This window comes from Hymenobacter aerilatus (assembly GCF_022921095.1).
In the GTDB taxonomy this organism is placed as follows: Bacteria; Bacteroidota; Bacteroidia; order Cytophagales; family Hymenobacteraceae; genus Hymenobacter; species Hymenobacter aerilatus.
The window spans coordinates 3,537,147-3,555,235 of record NZ_CP095053.1 but is presented as its reverse complement, the minus strand read 5'-3'; the positions used below and the strand labels follow the sequence as shown (position 1 = coordinate 3,555,235).

19 protein-coding genes are annotated in these 18,089 nt (G+C 57.0%); 3 read left to right on the top strand and 16 right to left on the bottom strand.

What is annotated here, in order from left to right:
• Nucleotides 1–35: 35 nt before the first annotated feature.
• From MUN82_RS14925 to MUN82_RS14905, 5 genes are all read right to left on the bottom strand, one after another.
• Nucleotides 36–374, bottom strand: coding sequence for an FKBP-type peptidyl-prolyl cis-trans isomerase (locus MUN82_RS14925; RefSeq protein ID WP_245091697.1), 339 nt, complete (start codon nt 372–374; stop codon nt 36–38).
• A gap of 117 nt (nt 375–491) precedes the next feature.
• Nucleotides 492–1,064, bottom strand: coding sequence for an FKBP-type peptidyl-prolyl cis-trans isomerase (locus MUN82_RS14920; protein WP_245091695.1), 573 nt, complete (start codon nt 1,062–1,064; stop codon nt 492–494).
• 34 nt (nt 1,065–1,098) lie between these two features.
• Nucleotides 1,099–1,641, bottom strand: a complete 543-nt coding sequence (locus MUN82_RS14915; RefSeq protein WP_245091693.1) for an FKBP-type peptidyl-prolyl cis-trans isomerase — start codon at nt 1,639–1,641, stop codon at nt 1,099–1,101.
• A 54-nt stretch (nt 1,642–1,695) separates the two neighbouring features.
• Nucleotides 1,696–2,661 (bottom strand): FKBP-type peptidyl-prolyl cis-trans isomerase, encoded by a 966-nt coding sequence (locus MUN82_RS14910; protein ID WP_245091691.1) that lies wholly within the window; start codon nt 2,659–2,661, stop codon nt 1,696–1,698.
• A gap of 38 nt (nt 2,662–2,699) precedes the next feature.
• A complete protein-coding gene (locus MUN82_RS14905; RefSeq protein ID WP_245091689.1) occupies nt 2,700–3,743 on the bottom strand; it encodes a DHH family phosphoesterase in 1,044 nt (347 codons plus the stop codon).
• Between the two features lie 281 nt (nt 3,744–4,024).
• On the opposite strand from MUN82_RS14905, the gene MUN82_RS14900 reads away from it, so the two are divergent.
• Nucleotides 4,025–4,444 carry a nucleoside-diphosphate kinase gene (locus tag MUN82_RS14900; protein ID WP_245097582.1) on the top strand — a complete coding sequence of 140 codons (420 nt, stop codon included), beginning with the start codon at nt 4,025–4,027 and terminating at the stop codon, nt 4,442–4,444.
• Nucleotides 4,445–4,552: 108 nt separating this feature from the next.
• Here the strand turns inward: MUN82_RS14900 and MUN82_RS14895 are convergent, their stop codons facing one another.
• From MUN82_RS14895 to MUN82_RS14875, 5 genes are all read right to left on the bottom strand, one after another.
• The gene (locus tag MUN82_RS14895; RefSeq protein ID WP_245091687.1) at nt 4,553–5,665 is read right to left on the bottom strand and encodes an AAA family ATPase; all 1,113 of its coding nucleotides are present in this window, start codon (nt 5,663–5,665) and stop codon (nt 4,553–4,555) included.
• Between the two features lie 30 nt (nt 5,666–5,695).
• Entirely contained in the window at nt 5,696–6,970 is a 1,275-nt protein-coding gene (locus MUN82_RS14890; protein WP_245091685.1) for a nucleoside permease, read from the bottom strand.
• A gap of 255 nt (nt 6,971–7,225) precedes the next feature.
• On the bottom strand, nt 7,226–8,146 hold the full coding sequence (gene hemF, locus MUN82_RS14885) for an oxygen-dependent coproporphyrinogen oxidase (RefSeq protein ID WP_245091683.1): 921 nt from the start codon (nt 8,144–8,146) through the stop codon (nt 7,226–7,228).
• A 116-nt stretch (nt 8,147–8,262) separates the two neighbouring features.
• The gene (locus MUN82_RS14880; RefSeq protein WP_245091681.1) at nt 8,263–9,150 is read right to left on the bottom strand and encodes a universal stress protein; all 888 of its coding nucleotides are present in this window, start codon (nt 9,148–9,150) and stop codon (nt 8,263–8,265) included.
• A gap of 98 nt (nt 9,151–9,248) precedes the next feature.
• A complete protein-coding gene (locus MUN82_RS14875; RefSeq protein ID WP_245091679.1) occupies nt 9,249–10,022 on the bottom strand; it encodes a sulfite exporter TauE/SafE family protein in 774 nt (257 codons plus the stop codon).
• Nucleotides 10,023–10,160: 138 nt separating this feature from the next.
• On the opposite strand from MUN82_RS14875, the gene MUN82_RS14870 reads away from it, so the two are divergent.
• Nucleotides 10,161–11,021, top strand: a complete 861-nt coding sequence (locus tag MUN82_RS14870) for an NAD(P)-dependent oxidoreductase (protein ID WP_245091677.1) — start codon at nt 10,161–10,163, stop codon at nt 11,019–11,021.
• Nucleotides 11,022–11,216: 195 nt separating this feature from the next.
• Here MUN82_RS14870 and MUN82_RS14865 read toward each other — a convergent pair whose 3' ends face one another.
• From MUN82_RS14865 to ccoN, 6 genes are all read right to left on the bottom strand, one after another.
• Nucleotides 11,217–11,678, bottom strand: coding sequence for a FixH family protein (locus tag MUN82_RS14865; protein WP_245091675.1), 462 nt, complete (start codon nt 11,676–11,678; stop codon nt 11,217–11,219).
• A gap of 171 nt (nt 11,679–11,849) precedes the next feature.
• Entirely contained in the window at nt 11,850–13,253 is a 1,404-nt protein-coding gene (gene ccoG / locus MUN82_RS14860; RefSeq protein ID WP_245091674.1) for a cytochrome c oxidase accessory protein CcoG, read from the bottom strand.
• Nucleotides 13,254–13,430: 177 nt separating this feature from the next.
• Complete coding sequence (locus MUN82_RS14855; RefSeq protein WP_245091673.1) at nt 13,431–14,330, bottom strand: cbb3-type cytochrome c oxidase N-terminal domain-containing protein; 900 nt, start codon at nt 14,328–14,330, stop codon at nt 13,431–13,433.
• Nucleotides 14,327–14,623: a hypothetical protein gene (locus tag MUN82_RS14850; RefSeq protein WP_245091672.1), complete on the bottom strand. Its 297-nt coding sequence runs from the start codon at nt 14,621–14,623 to the stop codon at nt 14,327–14,329. Before MUN82_RS14850 ends, MUN82_RS14855 begins: the two co-directional genes overlap by 4 nt.
• A 23-nt stretch (nt 14,624–14,646) precedes the next feature.
• A complete protein-coding gene (locus MUN82_RS14845; protein ID WP_245091671.1) occupies nt 14,647–14,853 on the bottom strand; it encodes a hypothetical protein in 207 nt (68 codons plus the stop codon).
• A 26-nt stretch (nt 14,854–14,879) separates the two neighbouring features.
• Nucleotides 14,880–17,129 (bottom strand): cytochrome-c oxidase, cbb3-type subunit I, encoded by a 2,250-nt coding sequence (gene ccoN, locus MUN82_RS14840; RefSeq protein WP_262922821.1) that lies wholly within the window; start codon nt 17,127–17,129, stop codon nt 14,880–14,882.
• A gap of 296 nt (nt 17,130–17,425) precedes the next feature.
• Here ccoN and MUN82_RS14835 point away from each other — a divergent pair, with 296 nt between their 5' ends.
• The gene (locus MUN82_RS14835) at nt 17,426–18,067 is read left to right on the top strand and encodes a TlpA family protein disulfide reductase (RefSeq protein ID WP_245091670.1); all 642 of its coding nucleotides are present in this window, start codon (nt 17,426–17,428) and stop codon (nt 18,065–18,067) included.
• The last annotated feature ends 22 nt before the right edge of the window (nt 18,068–18,089 follow it).

The window sequence follows — 18,089 nt, the reverse complement described above, 5'->3', positions numbered from 1 at the left end:
AGGTCCTTCACTGCGTTCAGGAGGACAGGTTTACGTTACCGCACCTTCACCACTGTCAGGTCAAACACCAAGTCAGTGTTGGGCGGGATGAGGTAACGGGTATCGTCGTCGGGGTCGCGGGCTCCTTTGGCACCGTAGGCCAGCGCGGCCGGAATCCAAACGCGGGCACGGGTGCCAGCGGGTAATAATAAAAGCACCTCATCCCAACCCCTGATGACCTCGCCGCGCCCTACCCGCAGGCGCAACGGATGCCCATCTACCGCCGAAGAATCGAACACTTTGCCGTTGGGCAAAAAGCCAGAGTATTCCACTACCAGCTTATTGCCAGGTTGAGGGGTAAGGCCGGCACCGGGAGTTGTAATCAGGTAACGCAAGCCGCTAGCAGTTCGTACTGTATCAGCCAGTGGCGCTTGGGCTGCAACGGCTTGAACGCTAAAAAACAGACTTAGGCACAACCAATAGCCCCACCAACACCGTGCTACCATGCGCTGCTAGTTGATGCGCTTGGTTACAATCATATCAAACTGTAGTACCCGGTCGGGACCAATGTTGGCCGGAGGCGCACTGGTACCATCGTTGAACCCATAGGCTAATCCAGAAGGAATCAGCAAGAGCTTCCGGTCGCCGGGCTTCATGAGCAGCAATGCCTCATCCCAACCTTTAATTACGCTGCCATCACCGGCCACCACCTGAAAGCACTGGCAAGGCGTACGGTTATCGTAAGAGCTGTCGAAAGTAGTGCCCAGCACCCCGTCGTTGATAAACTTGCCGATGTACTGCGTTTCTACCCGTTGGCCTTTTTCAATCGTGGTTGCACCGGCGGGAGCGTCCGTAACTGGCACCAAATACAAACCCGATTCGGTGCGGGTGTAGTTTTTGATGTTGTTGTCCGTGAGATACTTCATAATCGAAGCATCATCCAGCGTCTTCTGCTGCTCGCGGTGCTCTTCGTATTGTTTGAGGTAGCTGGGCGTGGTGTTGCAGCCGGAAAGCACCGTAGCGCTGCCGGCAGAGGCCAGCAGCGCACCACAGAACAACAACCGATGCAGGAAATGTCGTATCATCTGGAAAAACAAAATAAATGAGTGGGGTAGGGGCTTATTTGATATCAATCAGCTCTACCTCGAAGCGCAGCGGCGTATTTGGCGGGATAGTAGAGTAACCAAACACCCCGTAAGCCAGCGCCGACGGCACAAGCAGGGTAGCCTTACTGCCTTTGCGCATCAGCGCAATGCCTTCATCCCAGCCTGCAATTACCCGGCCGATGCCGATCGTGAATTGGAAGGGGGTAGAGCCAGAAGCATCGAATGCCTTGGGCGGCGTGCTGAAGAAGTAGCCTGTATAGCGTACCGATACGGTTTGGCCAGCCTTTGGCATGTCGCCGGTGCCTAGGGCCGTGCTGTCCTGCACAAAATACAAACCCGAAGTGCGCTTGTCGAACTTTTTGATCTTGTTGTCAGCCAGATACTTCTGAATGGTGGCTTCGTCGTCTATCTTGGCTTGGGCAGCCTGGCGTTCCAAATCAGCCAGATAATCGTCGTTGTCATTGTTGTTATTCAAACAAGACGAAACGCTCAGCAGCAACACCAGCAAGCCGAGTACAAAGCGCGAGGCGCGGAAGAAAGAAAATGTAGTCATCATACCAGTAAGAGAAAAATAACCGCCGCCGGGTTGCATCCGGCGGCGGTTATTTACCTATTGTTGCTTCACATCTACCAACTCCACATCGAAGCGCAACGGCGCATCGGCGGGGATGTCGGCACCTGCGCCGCGCTGCCCGTAGGCCAGCGACGAGGGAATCAGCAATACAGCTTTGGTACCCTTGGGCAGCAGGGCAATGCCCTTGTCCCAGCCCGGAATTACCTGGCCTACTCCCAACGGAAACTCAATCGGTTTGCCACCGTTGCCCTTAGCAGAAGAGTCAAACTCTTTGCCGTTGAGCAACGTGCCGCGGTACTGCACCGATACGGTCTGACCTGTGCTGGGCTTGGCACCGCTGCCGCGCTGCGTAATAACATAGTACACGCCCGAAGTGTCGCGCTCGGCCGTGAGGTTGTTCTTCTTGATGTATTCCTGAAGAATTACATCATCCTTTTTCAACTGCTCTTTGGCGTGCGCCTGCATTTTCACTTGCGCATCCATCATCTGCTTCTGCTGGTCGGCCATGGCCTCGTCGCGAGTCTGCACCTTCTCGGCCTTCACCAGCATCGTAATGGTGTTGCCCTGCTTCTTGATGAAAGGCGGGGCCGGACGGCCCGAGTTCTTCATCGCCAGCGTGTCGGCGTTGAACTTGAATACGGCCGAGTCGCCGGGCTGTAGCATAGCAAAGGCTTCGGCCTCAGCACCTTTCTGCTGCACCGAGTCCAGCGGGAACGGTGCGGGGATGCCCATGCGCTGCACGCGCGAGCTCATCAGCACCGAGTCTTTGGCAGTACGGTACTCAATGTGTAAGCCCATGATCTTGCCAATGCGCTCTTTGTAGGTAGGGTCGCCGGTAACGGCTACTTCGCGGGGCTCGTACTTGTTGCCTACCTTCTTGAAGATTTTGTATTCGATACCAGACTTGGTCTTCTGAAAATCGCCACCGCCCTTGTTGCAGGAGGCGAGGCCCAGAAAGCCGGCCGCCAGGGCCAGACTCAAAGAAATGCGTTGAGAAAGCATTGAGTAAGGTAGAGTTAGAAAAGAGAATTTCGGGCAAGTTACGCCGAACGGGGCGCAACTACTAAAGGAGCCGTCACTAGTTGAGCCTGATACTGCGGCAATAAGTCGATGAAGCGCTGCACGGTGTTATCGAGCGAGTCGTAGCTGACGCCACCGGCAGCATTATGGTGGCCGCCACCCCCAAAATGCTGGCGTGAGAAGTTGCTGACCGAAAAATCGCCCACTGAGCGGAAGGAAATCTTCACAGCTGAGCCCCGATCAATGAGAATGGCAGCGAATACTACCCCTTCGATGCTCAAGGCAAAGTTGACGAGGCCTTCTGTGTCGCCGGTTTTAGACTGGTACTGGCGTAGCTCGTCCTGCGTGATGGCAATGTAGGCCGTGTTGTACTCGCGCAGCACCGTGAGCTTGTCCTTTAGCACAAAGCCCAGGAAGCGCAGGCGCATTTCGGAGTGCGAGTCGTAGATGCGGCGGTGTACGGCCGAAAGGTCGATGCCAGCGTCGAGCAACTCGGCAATAATCAGGTGCACATTGCGCGAAGTGCTGGGGTGGCGGAACGAGCCCGTATCGGTCATGATACCCGCATACAGGCACTCGCCAATACCCACGTCAATCAAATCTTGGTCGCCTAGGTCGCGGATTACCTCAAACACCAGCTCCGAAGCTGCTGCCGCGCTGGAATTAGAAAAATCCAGATCGGCGAAGTTCTCGGGCTCCTGGTGATGGTCGATGAGCACCTTGGTGCCGGGCGCGTGCCGGATGTACTCGCCCATCTCCGCAATGCGGTTAAGACAGGAGAAATCCAGACAGAAAATCACCTCCGCTTTGTTGATAAGGTCGCGCACCTGGGCGTCGTTCTGGTCCCGCTCGTAGATGATGACATCCTCGTTGCCGGGCATCCAAGCCAGGAAATCGGGGTAGTCGGAAGGCGTAACCACCGTGACGTGGTGGCCTTTCTTGCGAAGATACCCCATCATGGCCAGCGACGAGCCTAGGGCGTCGGCGTCGGGTTTATGATGGGTCGTAATGAAAATCTGCCGGGGTTGCGCGAGCAGCTCTTGCAGGGCGGTAATTGTGGACATTGCCTACTACTAGATGGCTGAAAGTCGGTATTTTACGACGTAAACAAGGCGGCAAAAGTCGGAAAAATTCCGGAATTGCAACGAAACGGCCCGCCCGACTCTCAAAATAGGAGCGCCTGAGCGTGTCGGATACGGTCAAACGCCGCCGCTACGTAAAAGGTGCCCCGCAGGATTTATTCGGTGCAGCTCCGCAACTCTCGCTAGATACTTCTACTTTTGCGCCCACAAACCGCCGTGGCGGTTTTCTACTTTCCTACCCTTACCCTTTGACCCTGAATCGTATGGCAACCAACCGCACGTTCACCATGATTAAGCCCGATGCCGTGCAGGACAACCACATTGGTGGCATCCTGCAAATGATTGAAGCCGGTGGCTTCCGCATTGTGGCCCTGAAGAAAGTACAGCTGACGCCCGAGCGCGCCGGCAAATTCTACGAAGTACATAAGGAGCGTCCCTTCTACCAGGATCTGGTGAAGTATATGTCGTCGGGCCCCATTGTGGCGGCTATCCTGGAAAAAGACAACGCTGTGGCTGATTTCCGCACGCTGATTGGTGCTACCAACCCCGCCAACGCTGAGGAAGGCACCATCCGGAAAAAGTACGCTAAGAGCATCGAAGCCAACGCCGTACACGGTTCGGACTCCGACGAAAACGCTCAGATCGAAGGCGACTTCTATTTCCCTGCCGACGAGCAATTCTAAGCTCACTCGCGCAGCAACACTAAAAACCCGCATTACAGGTTGTAATGCGGGTTTTTTTGATGGACTACTTTTAGGCTAAAAATAAACTTATTTTATACTGTCGAGCAGTTATCTGTTGCTCCCGAAGCCAATGCGACCAGTTACTTTTGGCTCGCTGACAAACGTCTCATCTTCCCGGTTGTAGATATCAGCCAGCGTCATAGGCTCCGTTACGGGCGTAGTTTGACCGAGTGAGGTAGCCAGCGCCTGAGCCTTGGGTTGCGCCAGCGCCTCGAAGGCGTAGGAGGCAATAAGCCTACCCTTGCGCAGCAGTGCCTTATCAATGCAGGCTAGGTCGGCGTTGAAAGTGCAAATGATCTGGATATGAAAGCCATCCGATAGTAACCCATCGCTAAGATTAAGCAAATTGCTCACAGCGTTACTGCCAGTGGCGTCGCGTTTGGTTAGTAGTTCCTCAGCATCCTCGATGAGCAGAATGGAATTGGTGTTATCGTGTAATAGATTGATAAACTCTGGATCGGCAATGCGCAATGCCAGATTGGGCGGGATGAATAGCTTGGGCTTATCAGTGAGGCTGCATAAGTGCCGGATGTAGCTGGTTTTGCCAGTGCCAGGTGGGCCATGCAGAATAACGAGTCCTTTATCGTCAGGCTTCTGCAAACGCTTCACAATGGCCTCGTGTGCGGGCAGCAAGTCGTCGTTATAGTTGGCGGTAAGATCGAGCTCAGGAATTTTAAGGGGTAGGGGCGAGAAGTCTAAAGCTTTACCACTCAGCCTGAATACCTGAATGCGTTTTCGTTCTGCTTTTTCATCTGCTAAGTGAGCAGTGAGGAGCGAACGTACTTTGTTCAGCAGAATATCATCAGTACTAGCTGAATAAAAAAGCTGTGCTCCTTGGTCACCATAAGGACCGTGCCGCTCAAAATAGAGCAGTAGATGCGTTCCTAAAGACAACCCATAATAAATCCAGGTAGGGGAACTATTAATGCTCTCTACGTCCATTGAGATAACCACTGTTTCGCATACAGCAGATTGGTCTTCTGTTGAGGTAAGGGCATCAAGTATAGCCTGTCGGTCTTCCGTTTTAGCTAGCTGATATACCTCACGGTGAGGTAGCTCGTAATAGCGCGCGTAAAACCAGGCAGTAGGTATAAAATCGCCGTAATTATCGAAGCTGGAGGAAAGGTCACGGTTAACCGTCAAGGACGGAGTAGAGGCCATAAATGAGCAAGAGATAAAAGAAGAACGATGTTATGCTGCTACTGCCGGCTCAGAATATTCATTTCCAACTGCCTGCGGGTCGTGTTTATGCTTGAAAAGCAGCACAAACAGCACGGCAATAACCAGCGCATAGAGCGCAAATGTTATCCAGATGCTGTGCCAGTCTTTAGTGCCATCGGCTGCGGTAAAGTACTTCTGAATCACGATGCCACTGATGGAACTGCCCAGCACGGCCCCAAAGCCGTTGGTCATCATCATAAACAAACCTTGCGCACTAGCTCGGATACTTGGAGCCGTTTGCGTTTCCACGAACAAGGAGCCGGAGATGTTGAAGAAGTCAAAGGCCATGCCGTAGACAATACACGACAGGATGATCATCCAAAGGCCTGAGCCGGGGTTGCCGTAGGCAAACAGCCCGAAGCGCAGTACCCAGGCAATCATGCTGAAGAACATCACCTGCTTGATGCCAAAACGCCGCAAAAAGAAGGGAATAGCCAGGATAAACAGCGTTTCCGAAATCTGCGAAATCGACATGATGATAGCCGGGTAGCGTACCGTGAGCGTGTTCTGATAGGCCGGTACTTGGTCGAAATCATGCAGGAAGGTGTCGCCGTAGGCGTTGGTGAGCTGTAAGGCCGCACCCAGCAGCAAGGCAAACAGGAAGAAGGTTGCCATCTTGGTGTCGCGCAGCAGGGCAAACGACTTCAAGCCCAGTATTTCTACCAAAGAGCGACTGGGCGCATCCTGGGCTGTGGGTGGGCACTTAGGTAGGGTGAAAGCGTACAACCCCAGCAGCAGCGCTGCGCCGGCCGCCACGTAGAACTGGTTAGCCGATTTCTCGAAGCCCAGCAAGCTCACCGTCCACATGGCCACGATGAAACCGATAGTGCCCCACACCCGAATAGGAGGGTAGTCTTTCACCACATCCAGCCCCTCGCGCTTCAGCACCGAGTACGACACGGCAATGGACAGCGACAGGGTAGGCATGTAGAAAATCATGTTCAGCAGAATCACCCAGAAGAACATGCCGGGGTCTGTAACCCACGGAATAGTGAAGAGTACGGCCCCGCCCAGCAGGTGCAACACGCCGTACAGCTTCTCCGCATTAATGTACTTATCCGCCACAATGCCCATCAGCGAGGGCATAAAAATGGAGGCAATGCCCATAGTAGAGAAGATAGCGCCGAACTGCGCCCCCGACCATTGTTTGGTTTGAAACCAATAGGCTCCGATGGTTATCAGCCACGAGCCCCAGATAAAGAACTGTAAAAAGCTCAGGATGATAAGACGCAGCTTAGTACTCATGCAGGTCTATTTTAAAGCGCAGCGAATGAAATTAACCCATAAAGATACTTAGGAGTGAGGAAATGATGGAGTGGGGAAAGGGTGAGTTTGTGAAATGGTTAGTTTGTGAAGTTGTGAATAGCAAAAGCGTCTGTCATCCTGAGCTTGCGAAGGACCTTCTCACGTGTGAACGATTTTCGCAACAACGACCTGTTCTCGCGTGAGAAGGTCCTTCGCAAGCTCAGGATGACAGGCCTTTTTTAACTTACCACCTTACTACACCCACTCCACCCCTTTGCGCAGCCACGCTAGGGTAGCCGCCTCTGGCGAGTCGGGCGCGGGGCGTTGGTTGTAATGCCACTCGCACTCTGGGGGTAGGCTCATAAGGATGCTCTCGGTACGGCCGCCGGTTTCGAGGCCGAACTTGGTGCCCCGGTCGATGGCCAGGTTGAACTCGGCGTAGCGGCCGCGGCGGATAAGCTGCCATTGCTTTTCGGGGGCGTTGTAGGGTAGGGTGCGATTCTGGCGCATCAACTCGGTATAGATGGGGCCGAAAGCGTCGCCCACGTCCTGCACGAAGGCAAACAGGTCCTCGAACGAGCCGTCTTTCCCTACCGTGAGGCGGTCGAAGAAAATACCGCCCACGCCGCGCGTTTCTTGGCGGTGGGGTAGGTAGAAGTAGTCGTCGGCCCACTGCTTGAAGCGGGGGTAGTAGGTTGGGTCGTGACGCTGGCACACAGCCTGGAGCTGCTGGTGAAACCAGCGTGCCTGCTCCTCCACTACATAGATAGGCGTCAGATCGATGCCCCCGCCAAACCAGGCTTCGCCGTTGCCAGCCTCGAAATAGCGCACGTTCATGTGGGCAATGGGCACCATGGGGCTACGCGGGTGCAGCACTACCGATACACCCGTGGCAAAATACTCGGGGTTGGGCATGAGCAAATTGCGGGCGGCTGGTTCGCTCATCTCGCCCCATACCGCCGAGAAGTTCACCCCGCCTTTCTCCAGCACTGCCCCGTGCTGGATGACGTTCGACAGGCCACCGCCACCACCCTCGTGCTCCCAGGCATCGGTTTGGAAGGTAGTGCCACCATCGGTGGTTTCCAGTTGACGACACAGTCGCTGCTGAAAGCCCCGCATCCATATTTCGGCGGCAGCGCGAGTGAAAGAGTCAGTGGCGGTGAGGACAGTAGGCATAACGAAAGGAGCGTTATGAGTGAGGTGAAGAATGACTTTGTTGAAGAAGATGGTAACCAGCCAGTTGCTCCTGAAAGGGGCTTAAAGCCCTGTAAGAGGTAGGAACAAGCAGTGGGCTAGTGAACAGCCAGAGCTTGTTGGACGGCTTCGCGCTCAGCCTGCCGGGCGCACCGCTCACAGCACACTGTGGTAGGCTGGGGCTGGCGCAGTACCAATACCGGAATCTGCGTGTGGTAGGCGCGAGTAGTGGTATAGCAGGCATCAAACAGGCGGCGAAGCAAGGCGCTGCTGGTAGGTGCCACAACGAGCAGCTGGGCCTGGGTGCGGGCGCAAAACTCGCTGGTGCCTTCCAGCTGGTCGTCGTCTTCGAGCAGGTGCGTGGTAATGTCGGGCCAGGTGAGCTGGGGGCGGGCTTTTTCCAGGGCGCGCTTCAGGCGCATCCGGTCGGGGCGGTGCAGAGGCGAGTAGAACTGCACCAGCTGCAACGGCGCCGGAAATGCCTTCGCCAGCGCCGACAAGCGGGGTAGGAGGTTGGTACCCAGCTTGTCGAAATCAGCTGAGAAAACGGCGCTGCTCGGCAAAGGTCGGCGGCCGGGCGGCACCACCAGCACGGGGCACGTCACGAGGTCGATGATAGCAGCGGCGTGGTTGCCGGCCACATCGGGGCGGCCGCAGTCGATGTGCTCCAAGCTCATCACCAGCAAATCGGCTGCGCAACGGGTTACTTCGGCCTGGGCGTGGTCGTGCAGGCAGCCCGCCAACACCCGATAGTGGTAGCGGATGCGGCGCCCATCCTGGCGCGTGAGCTGCTGGTAGCGCAGCCGCTCGGCCAGCGTGCGCAGCCGTTGCTCCAGCACCTGTATCTCCTCGGTGGTGGGGGTAGGGCCGTGGTGGCAGTAGAGCAGCACGATTTCGGCCGGCCAGCGCACGGCCAGCTTATTGGCATACAACAATGCGTGCTCCGAGGCCGCTGTGAGGTCAAGAGGGACGAGGATGGTTTTCATGGGCTCTTTATTTAGCTGTGCGCTATTGGCTGATAGCGTTGAAGGTTGTAGTCTGGTGATTGAAAAGCTATCAGCCAATAGCGCACAGCTATAGCTAATCAATGACAGTAGTGTGTTGTACTAGGCTGAGCAGCATGCGCGGTAGGAGCGGCGTGCACCAGCTGCGGACTGAGGTAGGGAACCCCTAGCCCCAGCCCACGCAGGATGAACAGCACGGCCAGCACCGTGGCCACATAGGGCACGGCCTGTCGCATGCGGATGCGCCAACCCAGCGGCACTAGTCGCCCCGTGAGCGACAGGCCCAGCATCAGGGGCAGCGTGCCCAACCCAAATAGCAGCATGTAAGCGGCCGCGCCGCCTACCCCCGGCGCGCTCAGCGTGCCAGCCAGCGCCAGATACACCAGGCCGCAGGGCAGCAAGCCGTTCAGCATACCCGTAACGTACAGCGCCGACAACTCCTGCCGGCGGAAGAAGCGGGCCAGCGTTTGTTTCAGGTAAGCCAGGGGGCGGTCGAGGTAGAGAGCGGCGGCAAGGCGACTAGTGTGGCGCTCGGGCACCGCTACCAGCAGCAGAATTAGCAGGCCCGATGCAATGGAAAGGCCCTGTTGCCACCCCGCCAGCCGTAGCGACTGCCCCACCGCGCCCACCGCCACGCCCAGCAGCGTGTAGGTGGTAACGCGGCCGAGATGATAGAGCAGCCGCCCACCCACGTAGCGCCAGTGAGCCTCGGCCGCATCCAGCTGGCCGGGTAGGGCCAGCGCAATGGCGCCGCACATGCCCACGCAGTGGAAACTACCCAAAAGACCAAAGATGAAACCTGCCCAGAGCATCGGCGAAAAGCGCGTGTTCGAATTGGGAAGCAAGTAGGCCATAAACCGCCGCCGTCGGCATGATAAAAATCAGGTGGCGGGGTGACTTTTGCTTGGATGAGGCTCGCCTGCAAAACGAACCAATTCTGCCCTTCGTGGTATAGATACCGCATCCCACTCTACATCACTTAATTCCTACCTATGAACGCACAACCTCAACTCGGCTGGATTGGCCTCGGTAATATGGGCAACCCTATGTCGGGCCGACTGCTGGAGGACGGCTACCCGGTGGCCGTATATAACCGCAACAAAGACAAAGAAGAAGCCCTGCGCGCCGCCGGGGCCACCACGGCCGATTCGCCGGCTGCTTTGGTGCAGCAGGCCGACGTGGTGTTCATGATGGTGTCGGACGACCAGGCTGTGCGCGACCTGTTCACCGGCCCCGACGGACTGCTACAAGCCCAAACGAATGGTAAGCTACTCATCAACATGAGTACCGTGTCGCCCGGCATCAGCGAAGAAATGGCGAACCTCAGCCAACAAAAAGGCCACACCTACCTCGATGCGCCGGTTTCTGGCAGTGTGAAACAGGCGGAAACCGGCCAACTAGTGATTATGGTAGGCGGCGACGAGCCGGCGTTTCAACAAGCGCAGCCGCTGTTTGAGCACCTGGGCAAGCTGGCACTTCACCTCGGCCCTACCGGCAGCGGCAACCGCGCCAAGCTTGCTATCAATACGCTGTTGGGCTTCTACACGCAGGGACTGGCCGAAACCTTCCTGTTTGCCCAGCAGCACGGCCTGAAACTCGAGGATATGCAGACCATTATTGCCAATGGCGCTATGGGCAATGTTTTCTCCAAGATCAAAGGCGAAGCGATACTGGCCGAAAACTACCAGGCCGCCTTTGCCCTGAAGCACCTGGCCAAAGACCTGCGCCTGGCGAAAGCCGAAGGACTAAACACGCCTCTGGGCGAAGTAGTCCACGACACCTTCCAGCGGGCCGAGCCCGCCCTGGGCGAAGAAGACGTGATTGCCATCATGAAGCACCTGCAACGCGACTAGAGAGGCTAGGGTATCGGCTGCCAATCGGCTCAGGAGGTCTGCGTACTCTGCGCCATAAAAAACGGCCGAGACGCGTAGCCCAGCCAGCAGAAGCTACCGCAACGTGTAGTAAGCGAATACAAAAAGCCGCCCCACTGTAGCCTTCTTAATTAGAAGGCTACAGTGGGGCGATAGTATTAATGGCTGTATTAAGCCCTAAATCGTCAAATCCTTCTCCACAAAATACGCCTGTCCATCCGCGGTGAAATCTATGCGGACGCGCCAGAAGCCGCTGGCCATTTTCTGGGTGCTGATGCGTTGGGCCAGGTCTGAGCCAGGTTGCAGGGGTAGGGTGAAATCCAGTTGCAGATCAGAAGGGCGGAAGAAGTGCAGTTGTCCTTCGAGGCGCTTGCCAATAAACGAGGGCGGCAGCTGCAACTGGAGCTGCGAAACCGCCGCATCGTGCGTTACGGTAACAGCCACGGGCAGTGCCGCCACGTGGGCCACCGATTCCATGCGTTTCTGGTAGGCCAGCTCCTGCTGGTAGTAGTTGGGGCTCACTAAGTCCACGGTGGTGCGCATCGTCTGGCTCACCATGTAGCCGATGTAGCTGCCGAACAGCAGAAAAGCCGTGATGATGGCGTAGGGCCAGAGCGTGCGGGTGGGAGTTGTTGTCATGGGGTGGTTGGGTTAATGGTTCCGGTCCGACGGCGCAGCCGTCCGACCGGTTGCCGTGCGCTGACGATTGCGCCGCGTGGTTTGGCATCTGCAACGTCCGCACGAAGCTTGTCCTACAGCATCAGGCGGCACCCGGTCGGACGGCGCAGCCGTCCGACCGGGTAGGCGGCTTTACTGAGGCGGGGCCAGGAATTTGGTGTTCTCTTCCGTAATCAGCTTGCCGCCGCTGAACACCCCAATGCGAATCTTGGAGCTGGTGGTGTGCAGTTCGCTGGCGGGTAGCTCAGCGAAAAACACGCCCTCCGTAATGCCTTGGGCCGGCAGCTTCAGGCCATCGGTGCCCACGAGTGAGATGTTGCCGTTAGCTGGCTCCAGAATCCGTAGCTCGATAGGGTAGGGCTGGTTGGTTTTGTTGATGACCGAGATGTTGTAGAGGTTGGTGATGGTGCCGTGGTCGGTTTTCTGGAACAGCTGGCCCGGCGTGCGCAGTACCGTGGCTGCCACATTGGCCCGCGACACCAGCAGGCCCGTCATCACCACCAGCAGCACCGTGAGCACCGCCGACAGCGCTTTGATGCGGCCCGTGACCCGGAATTTAGTGCCGGTGGCGATGTTGTTTTCCGAAGCGTGCCGAATCAGATTCGGCGGCAGGTTCACCATCGCCATGATGTTGTTGCAGGCGTCGATGCAGGCCGTGCAGTTGGTGCATTCGAGCTGCTGGGCGCCGTTGCGAATGTCGATGCCCGTGGGGCACACCTGCACGCACTGGTGGCAGTCGATGCAGTCGCCAGCGGTCCGCACTTTGTTTTTGCGCATCTTCTCGCGGGGCTCGCCGCGCTGGTAATCGTAGGCGACCACTAGGCTGTCTTTATCGAGCATCACGCCCTGCAAGCGGCCGTAGGGGCAGGCAATGGTGCACACCTGCTCCCGGAACCGGGCAAATACCGCGTAGAACACCCCCGTAAACAGTACCATGGAGGTAAGGCCACCCAAGTGTTCAGCAGGTGTATCGGTGATGATCTTCACCAACTCTTCGCTGCCAATGATATAGGCCAGGAACGTGTTGGCAATCAGGAAGGAAATCAGAAGGTAAACCGCATGCTTGCCGGTTTTGCGCCACGTTTTGTTCCAGTTCCACTCGGCTTTGTCGAGCGCCTTTTGCTGGGGCGCATCGCCCTCAAAGAAGTATTCGATGCGGCGGAACACCATTTCCATGAAGATGGTCTGCGGACAAACCCAGCCGCAAAACACCCGCCCATATACTACCGTGAACAGAATCACGAACACCACAAACGTCATCATCGCCAGCAGCAGAATAAAAAAATCCTGTGGCCAGAAGATCTGCCCGAAGATGATAAACTTCCGCGCCGGCAGGTTCAGCAGGAGTACCGGCAAGCCGTTGATACGCAGCCAGGGACCGGCGAAGAGTAGGGCCAGCAGCCCGTAGCTGATCCAGGTGCGGGCACGGTAGAGGGCGCCCTTCGGCTGCTTCGGGTAAAGCCAGACGCGCTTGCCCTCAGCATCCACCGTAGCAATGGAGTCGCGGAAGCTTTCGGTTGAGGTGGGAGTTTTCATGGGATTCAGGTTGCAGACGCGCACCTCACCCCCCGGCCCCCTCTCCTCGGGGAGAGGGGGAGCCGAGAGCACCACTCGAGGAGCAATAACGAGTGAATAAGATGGCTCACAGCACGTTGTTGTCTGGCTCCCCCTCTCCCCGAGGAGAGGGGGCTGGGGGGTGAGGTTCGCCGCCCGTTACCTATTCGGTGCCAGCTTCTTAGCCGTGGGGTCGATTTCGCCCTGGGGCTCTTTGGCGTTGGGTGGGTTGGTGCCTTGCAGCGACACCACGTAGGAGGACACTTGCAGCAGTTGCTTGGCCGAGAGTTTGCCCTTCCAGGCTATCATGCCTTTGCCCTGCACCCCAAACTTGACGGTGCGGTACACGTGGTTGATTTCGCCGCCGTGCAGCCAGTAGTCATCCGTCAGGTTGGGGCCTACTTTGCCTTCGCCGCTGGCCCCGTGACAGGCGGCGCAGTTTTGAGTGAAGATGGTCTTGCCCTCGCCCAGGTCGGCGGGCGCGAGTAGGGCCTGGTAGGTCGTGAGCTGGTTGGGGTCATCGGAGCCGGCCGATACGAGTAGGGCCGCCTGTTGCATCTCCGTTTCGTACTCAGCGTGGCTTAGCTGGCCGGCTTCGGCTACGTGGAAGTAGGTGAAGTAGGCCACGGCGAAAATGATGCTAACCACGAAGCCGTATTTCCACCACGGCGGCAGGTCGTTGTCGAACTCGTGGATGCCGTCGTAGTCGTGATTGGCAATGACTTCGTCGCGCACGGTGCCGGTTACTAGTACCGGGTCGCCCACAAGCAGGCCCAGTACCTTGCCGCTCCAGCTGTGGCGCACGGTAGGCATATCGTATACCCGGCGCAGTTGGGGCCGCAGCTTCACGACCAAGGCCGTGACTAGCAGCAAGCCTAGCAGCACGACCAGTGCCAAGGTGCTCACCAGAAACCAGAACAGCAGCATCTTGCTATCAGAAGCGCCGGAGGTAGGTGCCGTAGCTGGCGCCTCCGCCGTTTGGGCCAACACCGGGTAGCTGCCTAGCAGGGCGAGTACACCGGCGCTGGCGCCGTACAGAGTTCTTCGCGGTAGGCTCATGCGGCAACTTTCTGCTCAACGGGAAGGGTGGGGGTAGGCGCTACCGACGTCACTGTAGTAGCGACCGGAGTAGCCTCAGAAATTGTTGAAGTGGCTTCTTCCGGCGTATCCTTCTCCTGCACCGAGTAAGCAACAGCCGAGGCCAGCGAGCTAGCAGTCATCATTCCAAAAAGGAGCACCACGGCTGCCAGGCCCCAGGCCAGCCAGCTCAGGACGTCGGTGGGTTGAGGTCCGGCCGTAGTAGGTGTAGCAGATTGGGCAGCAGCGGCATAGCCAGTGAGAAGGCCTGTCAAAGTCAGGAGGAGAGTGCGCTTGGTTAGCATGGCAGGTTGGAATTAAAAGTGGTTGAAGAGGTTTCATCCTCGCCGCCGAACAGCGGCAGGTTTTTCATTGAATGCACGTGCTGGCGGTTCACGACGAACACGTAGGCCAGCAGCCCCAGAAAGAAGAGGAAGAAGATGACGAAGGAGATAATCGGGTAGATTTCCACGCCCGCAATGGCGCGCAAAACGTTCTTATCCATGACAATAGGGGTAGGGAAGCTGAAGGCTAATGGGATATCTCAGCCGCGTTGGACTGCGCCGAAGCGGCGGCCTGCTGCGGGTTCACCTTGATGTCGGTGCCCAGGCGCTGGAGGTAGGCAATCAGGGCCACGATTTCCTTGTCTGACTTCACCTCGATTTCCTCCTTCTTCAGCTCGCGGGCAATGCCATCGGCTTGCTTGCGGGCATCGGCCACGGCCACATCCTCGAAGCCCGCAGGGTAGGGCGTATCGAACTTGCGCAGCACCCGGATTTTGTCGGCGGTGTGCGAGTAGTCGATATCATCTTCGAGCAGCCAGGGGTAGGGCGGCATAATGGAGCCGGGCGACATGCTGGTGGGGTCCATCATGTGGTTGTAGTGCCAGGAGTGTGGGTACTTCTGGCCCACGCGGTGCAGGTCGGGGCCGGTGCGCTTGCTACCCCACAGGAAGGGGCGGTCGTACACAAACTCGCCGGCTTTGCTGTACTCGCCGTAGCGCTCGGTTTCGGAGCGGAACGGCCTCACCATCTGGGTGTGACAGTTGGAGCAGCCTTCGCGGATGTAGATGTCGCGGCCTTCGAGTTCGAGCGCCGTGTAGGGCTTCACCGAAGCAATGGTAGGCACGTTCGATTTCACCAGGAACGTCGGAATCATCTCAATTGCGCCGCCGATGGCAATGGCCACCGTGGCCCAGATGGCCATTTGGGTGGGCCGGCGCTCAATCCAACGGTGCCAGTAGCCGTCGGTGTGCTGGTCGGCTGCGTTGTTGGTGAGGTAGAGCGGGGTAAGGGGCGCGGCCTGGGCCTTCTCGTTGGACAACAGTTGGCCCGATTTAGCCGTTTTTACTAGGTTGAACACCATCAACAACACGCCGCTGAGGTAAAGCACCCCGCCAATACCGCGCAGGTAGTACATGGGCACAATCTGGAGCACCGTTTCCAGAAAGTTGGGGTATTGCAGCAGCCCTTCATTGTTGAACTGCTTCCACATCAGGCCCTGCGTGAAGCCGGCCCAGTACATGGGTAGGGCGTAGAACAGGATGCCCAGCGTGCCCAGCCAGAAGTGCGTGTTGGCGAGTTTCTTGGAATACAGCTCGGTTTTGTAGAGGCGCGGCCACAACCAGTAGAGCACCGCGAAGGTCAGGAAGCCGTTCCAGCCCAGCGCACCTACGTGCACGTGCGCCACAATCCAGTCGGTGAAGTGGGCAATGGCATTCACGTTTTTCAGCGACAGCATCGGCCCTTCAAACGTGGCCATACCGTAGGCCGTGATGGCTACCACCATGAACTTCAGCACCGGCTCCTCGCGTACCTTGTCCCAGGTGCCGCGCAGGGTCAGCAGGCCGTTGATCATGCCGCCCCAGCTTGGCGCAATCAGCATGATGCTGAAGACCACGCCCAGCGACTGTGCCCAGTCGGGTAGGGCGGTGTAGAGCAAGTGGTGCGGTCCGGCCCAGATATAGATGAAGATCAGCGACCAGAAGTGAATGATACTCAGGCGGTAGCTATACACCGGCCGATTGGCTGCCTTGGGTAGGAAGTAGTACATCAGGCCCAGGTAGGGCGTGGTCAGGAAGAAAGCCACCGCGTTGTGGCCGTACCACCATTGTACCAGAGCATCTTGCACCCCGGCGTAGGCCGAGTAGCTTTTCATGAAGCTCACGGGCACCTCCATCGAGTTGACGATGTGCAGCACCGCTACCGTGAGCAGCGTGGCAATGTAGAACCAGATGGCCACGTACAGGTGCCGCTCGCGCCGCCGGGCAATGGTGCCGAACATGTTCCAGCCAAACACCACCCATATCACCGTAATCAGGATGTCGATGGGCCACTCCAGCTCGGCGTATTCCTTGCTGGTGGTAAGGCCCAGGGGTAGGGAAACGAGGGCCGATAGAATTACGAGCTGCCAGCCCCAGAAGTGGATTTTGCTGAGCACGTCGGAATACATCCGGGTCTTGCACAGGCGCTGCAACGAGTAGTACACGCCCATGAAAATGCCGTTGCCGACGAAGGCGAAAATCACGGCGTTGGTGTGCAGCGGCCGCACCCGCCCGAAGGTGGTGTAGGGCGTGCCCATGTTCACCTCGGGTCGGGCCAGTTGGAAGGCGATAATTACCCCAATCAGCATGCCGGCCACGCCCCAAAACACGGTGGCCATGCCAAAATCACGGACAATCTTGTTGTCGTAAAAAAAGGTGTCGACCGTCTTCACGAAACCCGGCACCACTTGGGGCGGCGCGGCCGGGGCTGTCGTAAGCGGTTTCTGTTCGACTTCCATAACGTGGAGTAGTGAGTGATTTACTACTCCAAAGGTCCTGTATGGCTGACCCAGAAGGGATGACGAATGTCAGGTGCGGGGGTGATTGATGTTAGGTAGGCCATTACCGGTGCTGCAGCAACGGTAACAAAAAAGACACAGCCCCATCAGCTACAAGTAGCTGCTATCTTCTTAGCTTGAGGCCCTATTATCATTCTTTACTTATCACTATGAAGCAGCTTCTAAGTGCTGCGGGCTTTGTGGCAAGCCTTGCAATTAGTAATGCACACGCGCAAACAACCCCACAACCCCCGCCAGTGCAAAATCGGATTCAGATCAACGAGCAGTCGGTGGTGAAGAACGCCAGCGGCTCGTTGTTACCCTATGTGGTGTGGCGCCAGATGGTAGGCACGGGCGACTACACACTCAAAACAGCCCCCGATTTCTCGCCTACCAGCCCGGTGTTTGTGGTAGTGCAGCGCACGCCTGCCGAGCGCGAGCAATATCTGTCGCAACTGCCGGCCCCACAGGAAAGCCCTTTCTTCATGACTGGCCACACCATCGCGCCCTTCAAACTGCGCGATGTGAACGGGCATAAGTTTGATAGCAAAGAGCTAAAGGGAAAAATTGTGGTGTTGAACTTCTGGTTTATCCGTTGCGGCCCCTGTCGGATGGAGATTCCCGAACTCAATACACTAGTAAAACAATATGCTGGCCGAGAAGATGTTGTGTTCTTGGCCGTTGCGCTAGACGAGCGTGCTGATATCCAAGACTTCGTGCAGCAGTACCCTTACGACTATGCCTTAATTCCAGCTGGGCGCTACGTAGCACAGGGATACGGTATCAAATCTTACCCTACAAATCTGGTATTGGATCGGGAAGGAAAAGTAGTGTTTCACGCACAGTACCATCCTAATATGGCGTACTTCCTCCAAAAGGCCATTGATACTGTGCCGTAAGAAAAAAGCAACGGTACTTGAT

Bases quoted from the DNA above. Each gene is read 5' to 3' on its own strand.
- MUN82_RS14890 (WP_245091685.1), bottom strand. From the start codon at position 6,970: ATGAGTACTAAGCTGCGTCTTATCATCCTGAGCTTTTTACAGTTCTTT.
- MUN82_RS14895 (WP_245091687.1), bottom strand. From the start codon at position 5,665: ATGGCCTCTACTCCGTCCTTGACGGTTAACCGTGACCTTTCCTCCAGC.
- MUN82_RS14875 (WP_245091679.1), bottom strand. From the start codon at position 10,022: ATGGCCTACTTGCTTCCCAATTCGAACACGCGCTTTTCGCCGATGCTC.
- MUN82_RS14915 (WP_245091693.1), bottom strand. From the start codon at position 1,641: ATGATGACTACATTTTCTTTCTTCCGCGCCTCGCGCTTTGTACTCGGC.
- MUN82_RS14845 (WP_245091671.1), bottom strand. From the start codon at position 14,853: ATGGATAAGAACGTTTTGCGCGCCATTGCGGGCGTGGAAATCTACCCG.
- ccoN (WP_262922821.1), bottom strand. From the start codon at position 17,129: ATGGAAGTCGAACAGAAACCGCTTACGACAGCCCCGGCCGCGCCGCCC.
- MUN82_RS14855 (WP_245091673.1), bottom strand. From the start codon at position 14,330: ATGAGCCTACCGCGAAGAACTCTGTACGGCGCCAGCGCCGGTGTACTC.
- MUN82_RS14910 (WP_245091691.1), bottom strand. From the start codon at position 2,661: ATGCTTTCTCAACGCATTTCTTTGAGTCTGGCCCTGGCGGCCGGCTTT.
- MUN82_RS14865 (WP_245091675.1), bottom strand. From the start codon at position 11,678: ATGACAACAACTCCCACCCGCACGCTCTGGCCCTACGCCATCATCACG.
- MUN82_RS14900 (WP_245097582.1), top strand. From the start codon at position 4,025: ATGGCAACCAACCGCACGTTCACCATGATTAAGCCCGATGCCGTGCAG.
- MUN82_RS14920 (WP_245091695.1), bottom strand. From the start codon at position 1,064: ATGATACGACATTTCCTGCATCGGTTGTTGTTCTGTGGTGCGCTGCTG.
- ccoG (WP_245091674.1), bottom strand. From the start codon at position 13,253: ATGAAAACTCCCACCTCAACCGAAAGCTTCCGCGACTCCATTGCTACG.
- MUN82_RS14880 (WP_245091681.1), bottom strand. From the start codon at position 9,150: ATGAAAACCATCCTCGTCCCTCTTGACCTCACAGCGGCCTCGGAGCAC.
- MUN82_RS14870 (WP_245091677.1), top strand. From the start codon at position 10,161: ATGAACGCACAACCTCAACTCGGCTGGATTGGCCTCGGTAATATGGGC.
- hemF (WP_245091683.1), bottom strand. From the start codon at position 8,146: ATGCCTACTGTCCTCACCGCCACTGACTCTTTCACTCGCGCTGCCGCC.
- MUN82_RS14905 (WP_245091689.1), bottom strand. From the start codon at position 3,743: ATGTCCACAATTACCGCCCTGCAAGAGCTGCTCGCGCAACCCCGGCAG.